This window comes from Ruegeria intermedia, assembly GCF_900129345.1.
Taxonomy (GTDB): Bacteria; Pseudomonadota; Alphaproteobacteria; order Rhodobacterales; family Rhodobacteraceae; genus Ruegeria; species Ruegeria intermedia.
In genome coordinates this window covers 1-16,438 of record NZ_FQVK01000039.1, presented here as the reverse complement: position 1 = coordinate 16,438, position 16,438 = coordinate 1, and the positions used below count along the sequence as shown (strand labels likewise).

Here is a 16,438-nt window from a genome sequence, read left to right as displayed (position 1 = left end):
AACAGCCCCACTCGCATAACCCTCGAAAACAACGGAAAATTTCGGGCGCGGCCGGATCGAGAGAACGCTTTGCCAAGGGCAAGTGGCGGAGGGGATGGGCCTAGGATCGAACGCTCTCCGCCCTATAAGCTATTGTTTTAATTGATTCTACTGATGGTTTAGATCGTCATTTGGTTCAGTCGCGACTGGCAGCGAAACACGGTCCTGACAGCCTCTCGCGCATCACAACCGACCCATCCACCGCCGAGCCATGCACCTGAAACACGTTCCATGCGAGATCGACGCCGGTGATGCCAGCCCCTCCCATGGATGCCCTCTCCTTCAGCTTGTGTGTTGACACCGCAAGCTTGGCACATTGCGATGTCGACTGGGGAGAGCGGCATCCACCCCATCTCCGCCTCGGACGGAACCCGGACCGCCGCACCTCTTGCGCGGCCGCGGCGGGTTGCAACGGTTGACAATCGGGGGGGCGCTTCGAATACTTGCGCGCAGTCAGGGGAGTCCCGCCAAGGGGACTGAGAGGCTGACGGGGCTCCGGCGACGGGCCCGGTGAGGCGACCCTTCGAACCTGACCCAGTTGATACTGGCGTAGGAAGACCGGGAGGATTTCCGCCACAAGCGTTCCGGCGGCGGGCCTTTCGGGCCGCAGTGGCCAATTTGTGCGCGAGCGCATCTCAGGGGCCGCCCCGGCCCCTTTCTGCAAAGGACGTCTTCTGGGTCTCATCGCAAGAGGAGACCGAGATGAAGGACCACCCCACCCCCACCGTCACCACCGGGCCGCTGCCGGCATCGCGCAAGATCCACGTCGCGGGCGAACGCCACGACATAAGCGTGCCCATGCGCGAGATCGCCCTGACCGGCGGGCCGCCGCTGACCGTCTATGACAGCTCGGGCCCCTATACCGACGCCGCGGCCCGGATCGACATTTCCCACGGCCTTCCGCGCTGGCGCGGGGCGTGGCTGCGGGCGCGCGGCGATGTCGGGGAAACCGACCCCCGCCCGGTGGCGCCCGCCGACAACGGCTTTGCCGAAGGCGCCCGGCTGACGCCGGAATTTCCGACCCGCCATCGCCCGCTGCGCGCGGCCGGCGGGCGCGCGGTGACGCAGCTGGCCTATGCCCGCGCCGGCATCATCACGCCCGAGATGGAATTCGTCGCCATCCGCGAAAACGAGGGCCGCGCAGCCGCCCATTCCCGCGACGGAGAGCCCTTCGGCGCCGCGATCCCCGATCTGGTGACGCCCGAATTCGTCCGGCAGGAGATCGCCGCCGGCCGCGCCATCATCCCCGCCAACGTCAACCACCCCGAGCTGGAACCCGTCATCATCGGCCGCAATTTCAAGGTCAAGGTGAATGCCAATATCGGCAATTCCGCCGTCACCTCGTCGATGGAGGACGAGGTGGAAAAGATGATCTGGGCGATCCGCTGGGGGGCGGATACGGTGATGGACCTCTCCACCGGCCGCAACATCCACAACATCCGCGAATGGATCATCCGCAACAGCCCGGTCCCCATCGGCACCGTCCCGATGTATCAGGCACTGGAAAAGGTGGGCGGCGTGGCCGAGGATCTGACATGGGAGATCTTCCGCGACACGCTGATCGAACAGGCCGAACAGGGGGTGGACTACTTCACCATCCATGCGGGCCTGCGCCTGCACATGATCCCGATGACCGCGAAACGGGTGACCGGCATCGTCAGCCGGGGCGGCTCGATCATCGCCAAGTGGTGCCTGCACCACCACCGAGAGTCCTTCCTGTATGAACATTTCGACGAGATCTGCGACATCGCCCGCGCCTATGACGTGAGTTTCAGCCTCGGCGACGGGCTGCGCCCGGGCTCGATCGCCGACGCCAATGACGAGGCCCAATTCGCCGAGCTGCGCACGCTGGGGGAACTCACGAAGATCGCCTGGGAAAAGGATTGCCAGGTGATGATCGAAGGCCCCGGCCATGTGCCGATGCACAAGATCAAGGAGAATGTCGAAGAGCAGCTGAAACACTGCCACGAGGCGCCCTTTTACACGCTTGGACCGCTCACCACCGACATCGCGCCGGGCTACGACCACATCACCAGCGCCATCGGCGCGGCGATGATCGGCTGGTTTGGCACGGCGATGCTGTGCTATGTCACACCCAAGGAGCATCTGGGCCTACCCGACCGCGACGACGTGAAAACCGGCGTCATCACCTACAAGCTGGCCGCTCATGCCGCCGACCTGGCCAAGGGGCATCCCGGCGCGCGGGCGCGCGACGACGCGCTCAGCAGCGCGCGGTTCGAATTCCGATGGCAGGACCAGTTCAACCTTGGCCTCGACCCCGACACGGCGCGCGAGATGCACGACGAAACCCTGCCCGCCGAGGCGCACAAGCTCGCGCATTTCTGTTCCATGTGCGGGCCGAAATTCTGCTCGATGAAGATCAGCCACGACATCCGCGCCGAGGCTGAACGCCAGCAGGGCATGGAGAGCATGGCCGAGAAATTCCGCGACGGCGGCGACCTTTACATCCCCGCGCCGGAGGCAGGGGAATGATCTCGGTGCTGGGCTCGGGCGTGGCGGGGCTCTGCGCCGCCACCGCGCTGGCCGAACGCGGGCTGGATGTCGAGGTGATCGAACCCCAGGACGCGCCCGATCCCGTCTCGGCTCTGGCGGGCGGGATGCTCGCGCCCTTCTGCGAAGGCGAAACCGCGCCCGAGGCGGTGGTGCGGATGGGCGCGGGCGCGGCGGACTGGTGGGAATCGCACGGGGCCGAGGTGCACCGGCGCGGCACGCTGGTCGTCGCGCCGGCGCGCGACGCGGCGGAGCTGGACCGGTTCGCTCGGGCCACGCAAGGCCACGACTGGGTCGATCCCGGCGCGCTGGAGCCCGATCTGGCCGGCCGCTTCGCCCGTGGCCTGTTCTTCGCCGGCGAGGCGCATATGGACCCGCGCGCCGCATTGGCCCGCCTTCGCGCGCGGCTTGTGGAGATGGGCGTGCGCTTTCACTCCGGCCCGGCGCGGGGACAGATCATCGACTGCACCGGCTGGGCCGCCGCCCCGCATCTGCCGGACCTGCGCGCGGTGCGGGGCGAGATGCTGCTGCTGCACGCCCCCGACGTGGCGCTGTCGCGGACCGTGCGGCTCTTGCATCCGCGCTTTCCCTGCTATGTCGTGCCGCGCGGGGACGGGCACTACATGGTCGGCGCCACCATGGTCGAAAGCGCCCGCCCCGGCCCGGTCACGGCGCGCGCGGTGATGGAGCTGCTGTCGACCGCCTGGACCCTTCACCCCGCCTTTGCCGAGGCGGAGCTGGTCGAAACCGGCGCCGGGCTACGCCCCGCCTTTCCAGACAACATCCCCGCCCTGCGCTTTGGCGCAGAGCGGATCTTTTTCAACGGCATGTATCGCCACGGCTTTCTGGCCGCGCCCGCGCTGGCCGAAAAGCTGGCCGCGACCCTGAGACAGGAGACCGCCCCATGCGTATCGAGCTGAACGGACGCCCCACCGAAACCGAGGCCGCCACCCTTTTGGCGCTTCTGGCCGAACGCGGCCACGATCCCGTCACGGTCGCCACCGCGCTGAACGGCGATTTCGTGCCGCGGGAGGCCCGCGACACCACCCCCCTGCACCCCGGCGACCGGGTCGAGGTGCTGCGCCCGATGCAGGGAGGATAGGATGTTCTACGGCATCGACTTGCAATCGCGCCTGATGCTGGGCACGGCGCAATATCCCTCTCCGGCCGTCCTGCGCGAGGCGATCGCCGCCTCGGGCACGCAGGTCATCACCGTCAGCCTGCGCCGCGAGGGGCCGGACGGCGCGGCGTTCCGGCAGATCCTTTCCCAATCCGGCTGCCGCATCCTGCCCAACACCGCCGGCTGCCATACCGCGCGCGAGGCGATCACCACCGCGCGGATGGCGCGCGAACTCTTCGGCACGCGCTGGATCAAGCTCGAGGTGATCGGCCATGCCGACACGCTGCAACCCGACCCCTTCGCGCTGGTCGAGGCCGCCCGTGTGCTCTGCGCCGAGGGCTTCAAGGTCTTTCCCTACACCACCGAGGATCTGGTGCTGGGCGAGAAGCTCGTGGAGGCCGGCTGCCGCGTTCTGATGCCGTGGGGCGCGCCGATCGGGTCGGGTCAGGGGTTGCGCAACATCGAGGGGCTGCGCGCGATGCGGGCGCATTTTCCGAACGTGCCGCTGGTCATAGACGCCGGGATCGGCGCGCCGTCGGATGCCGCGCGGGCGATGGAGCTGGGCTTTGACGCGGTGCTCTTGAACACCGCCGTGGCACAGGCGGACGACCCCGTGGCCATGGCCGCCGCCTTTGCCCGCGCGGTCGAGGCCGGCCGCATGGCGCAGGCCGCCGGGCTGATGCCGCGCCGCGACATGGCCGCGCCCTCCACCCCGGTCTTCGGCACGGCGGAGCTGGCCTGATGCTGGATCCATTCTACCTGATCTGCGGCAGCGCCGATCTGCTGGAACGGCTGGTGCCGCTGGGCGTGCGCACGGTGCAGCTGCGCGTCAAGGGCCTGCCGCAGGCCACCCTGCGCGACGAGGTGCTCCGGGCGCGGGCCGCCTGCGCGGCGCATGGCGCGACGCTGATCCTGAACGATCACTGGCAGCTTGCGCTGGAGCTGGAGATCGGTTTCGTGCATCTGGGGCAAGAGGATCTGGACGGCGCCGACATCCCGGCCCTGCGCCGGGCGGGTGTGCGCTTTGGGCTCTCCACCCATGACGAGGCCGAGCTTGACCGCGCGCTGGCGCTCGATCCGGCCTATGTGGCGCTGGGGCCGATCTGGCCGACGCTTTTGAAGAAGATGAAATGGGGGCCGCAGGGGCTGGAGCGGATCACCGAATGGAAACGCCGGATCGGCGCTCTGCCACTGGTGGCCATCGGTGGCATCACGCCCGTACGCGCGCCCGCCGTCCTGGCCGCCGGAGCCGACAGCGCTGCCGTCGTCACCGATATCGCCACCGCCGCCGATCCGGTGGCGCGCTGCCGCGAATGGCTGGCCGCGACTCGCGAGGAGGCGCGATGAGCCGCTATTCCCGCCAGGAACTTCTGCCCGAGATCGGCCCCAACGGGCAGGCGAAGCTGGCACGAGCCCATGTTATCGTCGCCGGGGCGGGCGGGCTTGCATCGACGGTTCTGCCGCTTCTGGCCGGGGCCGGCATCGGGCATCTCACCCTCTTCGATCCCGACCGGGTGGAAGAGCACAACCTGCATCGCCAGACCATGTACCGCATGGCCGATCTCGGCGCGCCGAAGGCCGAGGCGGCGGCTCGTCACCTTTCCGCCCTCAACCCCAGGATCCGTATTGACGCCATTGCACGCCCCCTCTGGCCCGATGCCGAGGCCGGGTGGCTCAACGGCGCCGATCTGGTGATCGATGCGGCCGACACGCTCGCGGCCAGCTATGCCCTGTCCGATCACTGCCACGCCACTGCCACGCCATTCCTCAGCGCCTCGGTGCAGGGGCGGCGCGGCCATGTGGGGGGATTTTGCGGCGGCGTTGCCCCAAGCCTGCGTGCGATCTTTACCGACCCGGATCCCGGTGCGGCCAGCTGTGCAAGTGCCGGGGTGATGGGCCCGGCCGTGGCCCTTCTTGGTGCGCTCCAGGCCCAGATGGCCCTGGCGGTTCTGCTCGGACACAAGCCCTCGCCGCTCGGTCTGATGATCAGCGCCGATCTTGCCGGATGGCAGCTCAGTCGGTTTCGCTTCGAGCAGGCGCCCGAGCCCGACACGCCCATGCCCGAGGTCATCGCGCCCGGGCGGCTGCAACCCGACGATTTCTTGATTGACCTGCGCCGGGGCGAGGTGCCGCCCGCGCGCGTGCCGCCTGGCGCCCGGGTCGTCTTTCTCTGCGCCACGGGGCTGCGGGCCTGGCGCGCTGCAAGAGCGCTCGCTGCGCGAGGCCACACCCGCGTCGCCGTCGCCGCGGCCGGCGAGGCGCCGTGAAGCCGCGCGTCTTGCTCGTCGGGGGCACCGACTCAAGCGGCGGCGCCGGCCTGTCGCGCGATGTCGTCACCGTCACCCGGCTCGGTGCCGAGGCGGCGCTGGCTGTCACCTCCGTCACGGCGCAGTCGGATATCGCCTTCAATGGAGCTTGTCACCTGGGCGCCGAGCACGTTGCGGCCCAGATCGGCGCCGCCGGCTCCGTGGGTGCCGTCAAGACAGGGATGCTGGTCGATGCCGCCACGGTTTGCAAGGTGGCCGAGGCACTGCCCGATGTTCCGCTGGTCGTCGATCCGGTGCTGGCTTCAAGCTCCGGTCACGCGCTCCTCGATAATGAAGGGATCGGCGCGCTCTTGGCCCGGCTCTTGCCCCGGGCCACGCTCGTCACCCCCAATCTGCCCGAACTCGCGTTGCTTTGCCAAACTCTCGGTCTTGGCCAGGACGTGCCCCTTGCAGACCGGGCCCAAGCGCTTCTGGCGCTCGGCTGCGGTGCGGTTCTGGTCAAGGGAGGACACGCGAAAAACGGCCGTATCTGCGAAGATCGCCTCTATACAGGGCCCGGCACGCCGCCGCGCCGCTTTCGGGGCCCGCGCTTTCCGGGGACCATGCGCGGCACCGGCTGCCGCCTTGCAAGCGGCATAGCAGCCTCCCTTGCCCAAGGGTTCGACCTGCCCGCTGCGGTAGTGCGATCGCGCGCGCTCCTGGTGGCGGAATTCGCGGGTCTCTCCCGACCCTGAAATCCTTTCCACGGAAAATGGGAGAAGGCTTGGTGGCAACGTGCGCCTGGTTATCCGCGCACGATCGGAAACACGCGTTCCTGCTTGACAACACCGTAAGCAAAGGAGGTGTTGATCGAGGCGATTTTCGGAATTGGATGAATCCGCTCGCGAATGAACCGCTCGTATGCGTCGAGGCTTGGGACGAAAACACGCAGCGGATGGTCGATACCCCCTGTCATCATGTGGCACTCCAAGACTTCGTCGATTCCGCGAATTCGGGTCGCGAACGCACGCGAAGCCCTGCCCGGATCTCGGTGGTGGCATGGGAGCCTCCCGGACTCGCCCGCCGCCGGATCAGGCGCCGATCAGCACCGGACCACGGTAGTCTTCACCCCGCGTCTGCATCGCCCAGATGCCGCGCGCCATCTTGTTCGCCAGCGCCACCGCGACCACCGATAGGGGCTTTCGCTCCAGCATCCGCGCCAGCCAGGAGCCCTTTGGCGAGCCTCGCCGGGTGGCCCATCGGATCACGGCCATGGCGCCGGTGATCAGCAATCGTCGGATGTCGCGCTGTCCCATTTTCGAGGTCTTCCCGAGGCGCTGCTTGCCGCCGGTTGAATGCTGACGCGGCACGAGGCCGAGCCAGGCGGCGAAATCGCGCCCGCGGCAGAACTGGTCCATCGGCGGGGCGAAGGTCTCGACGGCGAGCGCGGTAATTGGGCCGACGCCGGGCATCGTTCGCAGCCGCCGGGGCATTTCGGCCTCGTCCGACATGGTCTCGATCCTCGCCTTCAGGTCCTTCAGCCTCTCCGTCAGGTGCGCGATCTGCTCGAGGAGCATCCGGCAGATGTCGCGGGCCAGTTGGGGCATGTCCGTGTCGGGATCTTCGACCATCTTTGCCAGGCGCGGGACGAACCCGATGCCCGTGGGCGCGACGTGGCCGAACTCGTAGAGATGCGAGCGTAGCGCGTTAATGGTCTCGGTGCGCTGCTTTACGAGTTGCTCGCGCGTGCGGAATGCGATTGCGCGAGCCTGCTGGTCGGCGGTCTTTGGCTCGACGAACCGCATCGTCGGCCGCAGCGCCGCCTCGACAATGGCCTCCGCGTCAGCCGCGTCGTTCTTCTGCCGCTTGATGAACGGCTTGACGTAGTGCGGCGCGATCAACCGAACCTCATGGCCCTGCCACGTCATCTGTCGCGCCCAGTGATGCGCGCTGGCGCAGGCTTCCATCGCGACGCAGCTCGGCGGCTGTTCGGCCATGAAACGGATGAACTGCGGCCGTGACAGCTTTTTCCGGAAAAGTACGGACCCGTCCGCTGCGGCCCCGTGAACCTGGAACACGTTCTTTGCGAGATCGACGCCGATGATTGTAACCTCTCCCATGGATGCCCTCTCCTTCAGTTTGTGCGTTGACACCGCAAGTTTGGCACATCGCGATGCCGTCAGGGGAGAGCGGCATCCACCCCATCTCCGCCCGGCGGCCCGCCGTGGACGGTCGGAGGATTCCCCCGTGACGATGGTCGCATTCGTGTTGCTGACAGGCTGGCGGAAAGCCATCGTGGCTAGCAACGGTCAACGGCTCTCCCCGGCCGTCATGTAGTCGTCCCGCCCAGGAACAGCGCCGTCATGTAGGCACCGTAGGCACCCAACATGACGATGCCCCACAGGCGCGAGATACGCGGCGCAACGGCCAGAAGCCCCAGCAGCAGGACTGATGCCGCCAGCATCACATGGGTGTCGAATTCGCGGAACCGCTCGCTGACCTCGATCGGCAGGATCACGGCCGTCGTGCCGAGGATGGCGAGGATGTTGAAGATGTTCGACCCGATCACGTTGCCCAGCACCACGTCGGAATGGCGCCGGATCGCGGCCGTGATGGCAGTGGCGAGCTCGGGCAGCGACGTGCCCACGGCCACCAGCGACAAACCGATCACCGCCTCCGAGACTCCGAAGGCCCGCGCGATGTTGACGGCGCCACCTACCAGCAGGTCAGCCCCGAACACGAGCGCGGCAATCCCCGCAACAACGAACGCCACGGAGACCCAGACATTGCCGATCGGAATGTCCTCGAATTCCTCGGCTTCCTGCTGGAAAGTGTCGGTTTCGGAGCTGCGCCGCTCCAGCCAATAGCTGGCGAAGAGGTAGCCGATCAGCACCGTCAGCATGGCCGCACCTTCGAGGCGTTCGATATAGGCTCCCTGAACGAGCCCCACCAGAACGAGAGCCACAAGGGTCGCAACAAGCGCCTCACGCACCGCAGTGCGCTCCCAGCTTGTAATCGGCAGGATCGTGACGGCGACGCCGACGATCAGAAGGACATTCGCGATGTTCGAGCCGACGACATTGCCGAGCGCGATCTCGGGCGCACCGTCGAACGCGGCATTGACCGAGACCAGCAGTTCCGGCGTCGAGGTGCCGAAGCCCACAATGACAAGCCCGATCAGGAGCTTGGAAACGCCGAAACGTTCGGCGATGTTGACCGAACCGCGCACCAGGCCCTCGCCACCGATGAAGAGGAGAACCAGGCCGGCGGCGACATATCCCAGATCCAGAAGCAACTTGATTTTCTCCAGCTTTCAGTGTCAGGCAGAGCCGTGACGGATTTCATGGCGCCGCCGCAAGGGCGGCCTGCAAGGTGATTTCCCGCCCGTCGCGCAGGATCGTGAGATCGACGGTCTCGCCCGCCCGACGTGTCTCCAGAGCAGCGACCAGGTCCTGACTGCGCCGCACCGCGTCATCGCCCAACGCAAGGATGATGTCGCCCAGCACGATCCCCTCCCGCGTCATGCGGGTAGGCCGCAGCCCCGCCGCCTCTGCCGGACTGCCCGGCACCACGTCAAGCACCAGCACGCCTTCCAGTCCGAGCCGATCAAGCAGTTCGTCGCCCCGCGGATCGAAATGCACGCCGAGGAATGGCGGCGTGTAGCTGCCGCGCGCAATGAGTTGCGGCACCACCCTGTTGACCGTGTCGACGGGCACGGCGAAACCGACGCCGGCACTGGAGCCTGACGGGCTGTAGATCGCCGTGTTCACCCCGATGAGCCGCCCTGCGCTGTCGATCAGCGGGCCACCGGAATTGCCGGGATTGATGGCCGCGTCGGTCTGGATCAGGTCGCGGATCGGCAAACCGTCCTCGGTGGGCAGTTCGCGCCCCAGGGCCGAGACAACACCGGTCGTCAACGTCCAGTCGAGGCCGAAGGGATTGCCGATCGCCAGCACGCTCTGACCGACCCGCAGATCCGCGCTGGTGCCGATCGGGATGGGCGGTGGGCGATCCGCCCCCACGCCGATCTGCAGCACCGCGAGGTCATGCTCGGGCGCGCTGCCCACGAGGCGCGCGGGATAGCTGCGGCCGTCGGCGAGACGCACGAATGCCCGGCTCGCCCCGGCGATGACGTGATGATTGGTCACCACGTGACCAAGTGTGTCCCAGATGAAGCCTGACCCGTTGCCCCGTGTCAGGTCGTAGATGTTGCGCGTCCAGGGGTCGATGACGGTTTCGGCCGTGGTGATGAAGACGACGCTGTCCCTGGCGGCCTCGAACACGGCGATGGTGCTCTGTTCCCAATCCGCAAGATCGCCGCGCGGCGTGATCGCGCGCGGCTCGGCCAGCCGTCCCAGAACCACGGCCTGGAAAATGGGAAAGCTTTGCCAGAAGGCAACGACGAGAAGCGTGGCGGCAGTGACCCGCCACAGGAGCGCAAAACCTCTGTCCATGTTCCGAAAATGCCTTCTCCTGCGTGGTCCGTTCCGCCTGTAGATACCCGATCGCTTTGGTCTCGGGGCCATCGTATATAGGTTGCTCCGGCAGACCAGCAATCGGAAAGTACCTCCCGGATGTGGGGTCAGGCAACGTCCCCCCTACCATCGGTCACAGCCAGCCGCGGCGCTTGAAGTAGGCGAAAGGCAGGATCGCCGAAACGATCATCATCCCGATGGCAAGGGGATAGCCGAGAAGCCAATCGAGCTCGGGCATGTGGGTGAAGTTCATTCCGTAGATCGAGGCGATCAGGGTCGGCGGCAGGAACACGACCGCCGCGACCGAGAAGATCTTGATGATGGCGTTCTGTTCGATGTTGATCAGACCAAGCGTCGCATCGAGCAGGAAGGTTATCTTCTGGCTGAGAAAGCTCGCATGATCGGCAAGCGACCGGATGTCGCGCGACAGGGTCTTGATGCGTTCCCGCAGGTCTCGCGGGCTCTTCTTCTGCAGCGTTTGCTGACCGAGAAAGCCCGCGACCCGTTCCAGCGTCACGAGGCTGTCGCGAATATTGGATGTCAGATCGCCCTTGCGCCCGATCGCTTCGATCACATCCTGAAGATCGGCGCCCTTCATGACCTTCTCTTCCGACTTTCGGAAGATACGCCGGGAAATCGCGTCGATCTCTCGCCCGTCGTGTTCAAGGATGTCGGCAAGACGGTCCACGATAGCTTCGAGTAGCGCGACAAGAACGCCCTCGCCCGTGTCGCAGCCCATGGACACCTTGGCTGCCCGGGCAGGAAACGTCTCGAAGGCGCGCGGACGGTGATAGCGGATGGTGACGAGCGTGTCCTTCGACAGGACGAATGTGACCGGCAACAATTCCGGATCGTCGCCGTCGGCCTGCGATGGCAGAATCGCAGTCATGAACAGCGCGCCGTCCTCGCTAAAAAGGCGCGAGGAAACCTCGATCTCCTCCATGTCTTCACGGGTTGGGACATTGATGCCGTGCAGCTCCTCGACCCGCGCCTCTTCATCCCGGTCCGGGTCCAACAGGTCGATCCACACAATTCGGGCCCCGGACGCTCCCAACCCCGGTTGGACGACCAGCCTGCCGCCATCGGCCACATATTCTGTGATCATGTCCATCCCCTTTTGTACCGGTGAGAATGCGCGACAGTGGAACCTGCGCCCGAATTAACCGTGAAATAGGAAGCCGGATCAGCGAATTACAGACCTGATGCATTGTTTTTCATCCACGACGCAAATATTTGCCGATGGACGGTGAAAGGATCCCCTGGTGCAGGACGAAACTAGGCAAAACGTCGAACCACGGCATATGGGCAGCTCGCCTGCCACTTGGCTTCTGTATGCGCTCCTGTTCGGGGGACTGTCGGCCGCTGGATTTGCCGCTCTCTCAGTGGTTTTCGACGGGCCTCCGCCGCGCTTCGACGCGAGACTGGTCCAGCCGACAGCCATCGCGTCGATCCTGCTTTTCCTGCTGGTCTATTTCGTCTCGGACGGGCTTCGGCTCTTTTTCGTTCTCCGGACAATCGGATCGAGGGTGAAAATCCGCGAGATTTTCCCCCTTGTCTTCATCAATTTCCTGTTTTCGAACATCACACCCCTGGCCACCGGCGGCGGCTTTGCACAGGTCTGGTATCTGCAAAGGCAAGGCGTGTCGTTCGGCGCGTCCGCCGCCGCAACGTCGATCCGCACCATTCTGGCGATGTTGATGATCTTCATCGCCGCTCCCGCGTTTCAGTTCCTTCATCCCGATGCGTCCAACAGCGAGATCGCGCGGATCACGATGCAGTCCCTGTCAGGCTTCAGCGTGCTTTATCTCGTCGGCTTCATCCTGGTGCTGCGTCGTCCGTTCTGGATGGCGACGCTGATTGGAACCCTGCTCGGCCTCGCCTGTCGCCTGCGCCTCATTGGTGAGGAACGAAAAGACCAATGGGTCAGCACGGTCCGCCGGGAGACCGCCGAGTTCGCAAGCGGCTTTTCCAGGTTTCTCCGGGGATCACGGCGCGATGCCGCCGCTGCCGTGATCTCGACGCTCGTCTTTCTCGTGACGTTGTTCGCTTTCCCGGCGCTTCTTCTCGTGTTGCTCGATTACGATGTCGACTGGATGACGGTGATCGGCACGATGTCGGTCGTGACCTTCCTGATGTATTTCGCTCCGACCCCGGGCGGCGCGGGCCTGGCGGAACTGGCCTTCGCCGGGTTCATGGCGAGCCAAATGGCACCGGCCGACCTGCTGCTCGTCGTCTTCGCCTGGCGGTTCCTGGTCATCTATCTCGGCATGGGCATCGGGATGGTCGTATCGGCCTACGTCCTGCGTCCAAGGACCGGAACCGGATGAACCGCGCGCTTCTCTCCCTCTTCTTCTATGCCAATCTCGCCATTGTCCTGGCGATCGCCGCCTACCGCGCCTATCTCTATGCCGCGGCACCCGATGCAAGCGCGCTGCTTGTGCGGCAGATTGACAGGATCGAGGCGGTCGCAGCCGAGGGCGGACCGCTGAGGTTCGCCGTCGTCGGCGAGGGCAATAATTCCATCGGCATGCTGGAACGGGAGGTGATCCCGCGGATCAACGCATCGGACGTGGATTTCGTCGTCTCTGCCGGCAATATCGTCAGCGGCGGCGGCGAGGACAAATACCGCTCCATCCTCCAGATCCTCTCTCACCTCGACATTCCCTATCTCCTGACCTTCGGCGAAAACGAGTTCGAGGAGTTCGGAAGCACCCGGTTCTACCAGCGGTTCGGACCGCATTTCTACTCGATCGCGCTTCCGCAAGCACGTCTCGTCTTTCTTGACGCCACGGGTCGCACCCCGACCGACTGGCAGGAAAGGTGGCTGCGTGATATCCTGCAGTCCGGGGAGGACAGGCCCGTGATTGTCTTCGTCGGTCACCCGCTCGTCGCCCCTGAACATGAGACCCTCTTCGAGCCCGACCGCGGCGCCTGGTCCGAACCGGATGATCGGGACAGGCTCCTCGATCTCTTCGACCGCCTTGGCGTGGACATGGTGATCTCGGCGGGTGCCGCGACCTACTCGGACCAGGTCGTGGACGGGATCCGGCACATCGTCACCGGAGGGGCCGGCGGTTTCGTCGTCAACGACGAGACGAGCTTCTATCACTACCTCGATCTGAGCGCGGATCGGGACGGCATCCAGGCCGACCTGGTTCGCATCGACACCGCCCCGACACCGCTCGCACAGAGGGTCGAGGGGCTCTGGTTCTTCGTGTATTCCCTGTTCTACGTTGGCTGGCTCAATTTCCTCGCGATCTTCTCGGCTTTCGTTCTGACGGCGATGTATCTCTACAATCGGCTGTTCAGGGAACGCCGCTACTACCCGGATTACGATCTGCGCGTGCCGGTCGATCCCGGTCGCCCGCTTCGCATCGTCATGTTCACCAACACCTATCTGCCCTCCATCAATGGCGTGGCTGTCTCCGTCAACAGGCTGAAGACGGGTCTGGAACGACAGGGGCACGAGGTGTTGTTGTGCGCGCCGAGCTATGATGACCAACGCCCGGAAGCGGGCGTTTTCCGCATTCCCATCCTGATCAGTCTGGGCGCAGCTTTTCGTCTGGCAAACCCTTTCCACCGTCAAACCTGGCGCGCGGTACGTGAATTCCAGCCGGACGTCGTTCACCTCCACCATCCCTACTGGCTTGGCTCACTCGGGCTTCGGATGGCCCGAAAACTGAAGGTGCCCTCGGTCTTCACCTATCATACCCGGCTCGAACAGTTCGCCCACGCCATCCCCTTGCCCGGCGCGCTCTTCCGGAACGTGATCGCGCATTGGCTGGTGCGGCGTTTCGCCAACCGGTGCGACGAGATCATCGTTCCGACACCCATCACACGGGACTACATCCATCTGATCGGGGTGGACCGGCCCGTGCACGTGCACCCGACCGGTATCGAGGTCGAACGGTTCCGGCAGAGAAATCCGACGCAGCTTGCAGAGCTTGCCGCACGCTTCAACCCGGACGGACGAAGGATCCTGGTCACCATCGCGCGACTCTCGAAGGAAAAGAACCTCGACTTCCTGATCGCGGCGATGAAAGAGCTCAAGGCCCGTCAAGCCCCGCCGTTTCGACTGCTGATCATCGGCGACGGTGACGAACGGGCGCGGCTGACCAGCACCATCCGCGATGCCGGATTGACCTCGGAGGTCAGGCTGGTCGGAAGCGTGCCGATGCAGGACATCCCCGCCTATCTCGCCCTGGCGCAGCTCTTCGTCTTCACCTCGGTGTCCGAGACACAAGGAATGGTCATCCTGGAAGCCATGGCCGCAGGCCTTCCGGTCGTGGCCGTGAATGCGACCGGGGTCGACGCCTTCGTTCAGAACCGCCGGACGGGAATGCTGACGGAAGAAGACCTGGACGCCTGGACAGACGCCGTGCACGCCCTGCTCGTGAACCGGTCCGAACGCCAGACAATGGCGCGCGCCGCGCTCGAGGAGGCGCAGACCCATTCAATTGAGCGGTTCGCCGCCGATATCGTCAGGGTCTACTTGATTGCGATCGGCGCATGGGAGCGCGCAGGGAAAGAGCACTAGGATGGAATTCGTGTGCAAGTACGCCCATCTTTGTCGAGAGGGGCACAAGAGATCATGATCGAAAGTCACACCATGCGCCGTCGGGCCTCGTTGTCCCTGCCCATTATCCGGACCGCTCGCGGGCAAAACCGCGATGGGTCCCTGACGCTTGGTGGCTTGCTCAAGGCCCTGGGTGAAACCTCTTTCGGATGGGCGATTGTTCTCTTTTCGCTTGTCACGCTTCTGCCCTTGCCACCGGGATCATCCCTGATCACGGCCCTGCCTCTCCTTCTGACGACGGGTCAGATGGCTCTCGGCTACCCCAGTGTCCGTCTTCCCGGCAGGCTTTCGCGACTGAAAATCGACGAACCGGGTCTCAGGCGCACCGTCCTCCGCCTGAGCCCGATCACGCGGCGCCTGGAAAGGATACTCGATACGAGATACGAAAGCGTCTTCTTGGATCGGCAGCCACAGGCATTGGGCATTGTTCTGTTCGCGATTTCATTTGCCCTGTTCCTGCCGGTGCCATTGACCGGCTGGTTTCCGGCCATTTCGCTCTTCGTCTTCGGCGTGGGACTTATGGAACGCGATGGGCTGGTCGCTGGGATCGGGCTATGCCTCGGGATGATGTCGATACTTCTGACGGCGGTGATGATCAGTTCGCTTGCGGCCGCAGCCGAAACGCTTGTCGACTGGTCACGTTCCGCGGGCGCCGAATGATCAGTCGCACTCGGTGCTGTTGGTGCTTTCGTTCGGCATCTGCGTAAGACAGAACCGCCCCGGCGTGAGGTCGGTGTTCTCGAGAATGGCGTCCTCGAAGACAGTGGCCTGCAGATCCGCGCCTTCGAATGTCACGTTGATGAGCCGTGCCGCCCGGAAACTCGCTCCGCCGAGGTCGGCTCCGTCGAACGAGACATTCTCGATCACCGCGAAATCGAAAAGCGCGATATTGAGATCCGCGCCACCGAAATCGATATCCCGCAAGGTCGCTTCGGTGAGGTCCATTCCGGTCAGTTTGCGTTCCGACAAATCCAGACCTTCGAAACCGCATCCACGACACTCGCCGAGCATGCGCAATTTCGAGGGATCGCCCGACTGTTGAGCCAACGCTGGAATTGCCGCGAAAAGCGCAAGAAAAGCCCCGAGCGCTTGACTGCGGGCCCTGGATATCGAGTGTTTCAACGTCGCCCCTCGCGAATAATTCGCTCCCACCTCAGAAATCGAATAGATCTCCGAGGAAGGATGCGCGCTTTTTCTTATAGGGCCGCTGGCCATGCGTGTCATGCCGATAATCTTGCGCCGGGGCGGCAGGTCCGGCCCGCTCGATGATCTTGTCCAGTTCACCCCGGTCCAGCCAGACGCCGCGGCATTTCGGGCAATAATCGATCTCGACGCCGCTGCGTTCGGTCATGACCAGCGGTTCTCCGTCAATCGGACATTTCATCGGAATTCTCCTTTCCGGCCCAGTTTGCCTTTGTCAAACGGCACGGCAATTGATTTCCACAAGATGGGAGGAAAAAAATCTTGCGGG

Annotated in this window: 17 protein-coding genes, 1 pseudogene and 1 riboswitch; of the genes and pseudogenes, 10 read left to right on the top strand and 8 right to left on the bottom strand. The window is 64.9% G+C overall.

The window, feature by feature from the left end; genetic code table 11:
- Window positions 1-175: 175 nt before the first annotated feature.
- Window positions 176-307, bottom strand: a complete 132-nt coding sequence (locus F3H26_RS19770) for a hypothetical protein (RefSeq protein ID WP_394349793.1) — start codon at window positions 305-307, stop codon at window positions 176-178.
- A gap of 177 nt (window positions 308-484) precedes the next feature.
- Window positions 485-612: riboswitch (TPP riboswitch) on the top strand.
- Between the two features lie 129 nt (window positions 613-741).
- Here F3H26_RS19770 and thiC point away from each other — a divergent pair.
- From thiC to F3H26_RS18145, 7 genes are read left to right on the top strand one after another with little or no spacing between them, the layout of a single operon-like run.
- A complete protein-coding gene (thiC, locus tag F3H26_RS18175) occupies window positions 742-2,532 on the top strand; it encodes a phosphomethylpyrimidine synthase ThiC (RefSeq protein ID WP_149777391.1) in 1,791 nt (596 codons plus the stop codon).
- Window positions 2,529-3,470: an FAD-dependent oxidoreductase gene (locus F3H26_RS18170; RefSeq protein WP_149777390.1), complete on the top strand. Its 942-nt coding sequence runs from the start codon at window positions 2,529-2,531 to the stop codon at window positions 3,468-3,470. The genes thiC and F3H26_RS18170 overlap by 4 nt, the downstream gene beginning before the upstream one ends.
- Entirely contained in the window at window positions 3,455-3,652 is a 198-nt protein-coding gene (gene thiS, locus F3H26_RS18165; protein ID WP_149777389.1) for a sulfur carrier protein ThiS, read from the top strand. The genes F3H26_RS18170 and thiS overlap by 16 nt, the downstream gene beginning before the upstream one ends.
- 1 nt (window position 3,653) lies before the next feature.
- The gene (locus F3H26_RS18160; protein ID WP_149777388.1) at window positions 3,654-4,412 is read left to right on the top strand and encodes a thiazole synthase; all 759 of its coding nucleotides are present in this window, start codon (window positions 3,654-3,656) and stop codon (window positions 4,410-4,412) included.
- A gap of 2 nt (window positions 4,413-4,414) precedes the next feature.
- On the top strand, window positions 4,415-5,017 hold the full coding sequence (locus tag F3H26_RS18155) for a thiamine phosphate synthase (RefSeq protein ID WP_223162571.1): 603 nt from the start codon (window positions 4,415-4,417) through the stop codon (window positions 5,015-5,017).
- Entirely contained in the window at window positions 5,014-5,937 is a 924-nt protein-coding gene (locus tag F3H26_RS18150; protein ID WP_149777386.1) for a HesA/MoeB/ThiF family protein, read from the top strand. Before F3H26_RS18155 ends, F3H26_RS18150 begins: the two co-directional genes overlap by 4 nt.
- Window positions 5,934-6,671 (top strand): hydroxymethylpyrimidine/phosphomethylpyrimidine kinase, encoded by a 738-nt coding sequence (locus F3H26_RS18145; protein WP_149777385.1) that lies wholly within the window; start codon window positions 5,934-5,936, stop codon window positions 6,669-6,671. Before F3H26_RS18150 ends, F3H26_RS18145 begins: the two co-directional genes overlap by 4 nt.
- A 50-nt stretch (window positions 6,672-6,721) precedes the next feature.
- Here the strand turns inward: F3H26_RS18145 and F3H26_RS18140 are convergent.
- The 5 genes and pseudogenes from F3H26_RS18140 to corA all read right to left on the bottom strand — a co-directional run.
- Window positions 6,722-6,943: pseudogene (locus tag F3H26_RS18140) on the bottom strand (Lrp/AsnC ligand binding domain-containing protein); the annotation flags it as partial.
- A 64-nt stretch (window positions 6,944-7,007) separates the two neighbouring features.
- Window positions 7,008-8,036: an IS110 family RNA-guided transposase gene (locus tag F3H26_RS18135; RefSeq protein ID WP_149777383.1), complete on the bottom strand. Its 1,029-nt coding sequence runs from the start codon at window positions 8,034-8,036 to the stop codon at window positions 7,008-7,010.
- A 209-nt stretch (window positions 8,037-8,245) separates the two neighbouring features.
- Window positions 8,246-9,211, bottom strand: coding sequence for a calcium/sodium antiporter (locus F3H26_RS18130; protein WP_149777382.1), 966 nt, complete (start codon window positions 9,209-9,211; stop codon window positions 8,246-8,248).
- A gap of 46 nt (window positions 9,212-9,257) precedes the next feature.
- Window positions 9,258-10,370 (bottom strand): S1C family serine protease, encoded by a 1,113-nt coding sequence (locus F3H26_RS18125; RefSeq protein ID WP_149777381.1) that lies wholly within the window; start codon window positions 10,368-10,370, stop codon window positions 9,258-9,260.
- 154 nt (window positions 10,371-10,524) lie between these two features.
- On the bottom strand, window positions 10,525-11,496 hold the full coding sequence (corA, locus tag F3H26_RS18120; RefSeq protein ID WP_149777380.1) for a magnesium/cobalt transporter CorA: 972 nt from the start codon (window positions 11,494-11,496) through the stop codon (window positions 10,525-10,527).
- Between the two features lie 157 nt (window positions 11,497-11,653).
- On the opposite strand from corA, the gene F3H26_RS18115 reads away from it, so the two are divergent.
- The 3 genes from F3H26_RS18115 to F3H26_RS18105 are packed head-to-tail and all read left to right on the top strand — an operon-like array spanning window position 11,654 to window position 15,627.
- Window positions 11,654-12,718, top strand: a complete 1,065-nt coding sequence (locus tag F3H26_RS18115; RefSeq protein ID WP_149777379.1) for a lysylphosphatidylglycerol synthase transmembrane domain-containing protein — start codon at window positions 11,654-11,656, stop codon at window positions 12,716-12,718.
- Window positions 12,715-14,928 (top strand): glycosyltransferase, encoded by a 2,214-nt coding sequence (locus F3H26_RS18110; protein ID WP_149777378.1) that lies wholly within the window; start codon window positions 12,715-12,717, stop codon window positions 14,926-14,928. The genes F3H26_RS18115 and F3H26_RS18110 overlap by 4 nt, the downstream gene beginning before the upstream one ends.
- A 54-nt stretch (window positions 14,929-14,982) precedes the next feature.
- Window positions 14,983-15,627: an exopolysaccharide biosynthesis protein gene (locus F3H26_RS18105; RefSeq protein ID WP_149777377.1), complete on the top strand. Its 645-nt coding sequence runs from the start codon at window positions 14,983-14,985 to the stop codon at window positions 15,625-15,627.
- Here the strand turns inward: F3H26_RS18105 and F3H26_RS18100 are convergent, their stop codons facing one another.
- Both F3H26_RS18100 and F3H26_RS18095 read right to left on the bottom strand, forming a co-directional pair.
- Window positions 15,628-16,089, bottom strand: coding sequence for a pentapeptide repeat-containing protein (locus tag F3H26_RS18100; RefSeq protein WP_223162570.1), 462 nt, complete (start codon window positions 16,087-16,089; stop codon window positions 15,628-15,630).
- Window positions 16,090-16,120: 31 nt separating this feature from the next.
- Window positions 16,121-16,351 (bottom strand): TFIIB-type zinc ribbon-containing protein, encoded by a 231-nt coding sequence (locus F3H26_RS18095; RefSeq protein WP_104009190.1) that lies wholly within the window; start codon window positions 16,349-16,351, stop codon window positions 16,121-16,123.
- Window positions 16,352-16,438 lie beyond the last annotated feature (87 nt).

What these genes read in the sequence shown, in the direction of transcription:
- F3H26_RS18105 (WP_149777377.1), top strand. Translation starts at nt 14,983, where the DNA reads ATGATCGAAAGTCACACCATGCGCCGTCGGGCCTCGTTGTCCCTGCCC.
- F3H26_RS18170 (WP_149777390.1), top strand. Translation starts at nt 2,529, where the DNA reads ATGATCTCGGTGCTGGGCTCGGGCGTGGCGGGGCTCTGCGCCGCCACC.
- F3H26_RS18125 (WP_149777381.1), bottom strand. Translation starts at nt 10,370, where the DNA reads ATGGACAGAGGTTTTGCGCTCCTGTGGCGGGTCACTGCCGCCACGCTT.
- F3H26_RS18135 (WP_149777383.1), bottom strand. Translation starts at nt 8,036, where the DNA reads ATGGGAGAGGTTACAATCATCGGCGTCGATCTCGCAAAGAACGTGTTC.
- F3H26_RS18160 (WP_149777388.1), top strand. Translation starts at nt 3,654, where the DNA reads ATGTTCTACGGCATCGACTTGCAATCGCGCCTGATGCTGGGCACGGCG.
- F3H26_RS18150 (WP_149777386.1), top strand. Translation starts at nt 5,014, where the DNA reads ATGAGCCGCTATTCCCGCCAGGAACTTCTGCCCGAGATCGGCCCCAAC.
- F3H26_RS18095 (WP_104009190.1), bottom strand. Translation starts at nt 16,351, where the DNA reads ATGAAATGTCCGATTGACGGAGAACCGCTGGTCATGACCGAACGCAGC.
- thiC (WP_149777391.1), top strand. Translation starts at nt 742, where the DNA reads ATGAAGGACCACCCCACCCCCACCGTCACCACCGGGCCGCTGCCGGCA.
- thiS (WP_149777389.1), top strand. Translation starts at nt 3,455, where the DNA reads ATGCGTATCGAGCTGAACGGACGCCCCACCGAAACCGAGGCCGCCACC.
- F3H26_RS18110 (WP_149777378.1), top strand. Translation starts at nt 12,715, where the DNA reads ATGAACCGCGCGCTTCTCTCCCTCTTCTTCTATGCCAATCTCGCCATT.
- corA (WP_149777380.1), bottom strand. Translation starts at nt 11,496, where the DNA reads ATGATCACAGAATATGTGGCCGATGGCGGCAGGCTGGTCGTCCAACCG.
- F3H26_RS19770 (WP_394349793.1), bottom strand. Translation starts at nt 307, where the DNA reads ATGGGAGGGGCTGGCATCACCGGCGTCGATCTCGCATGGAACGTGTTT.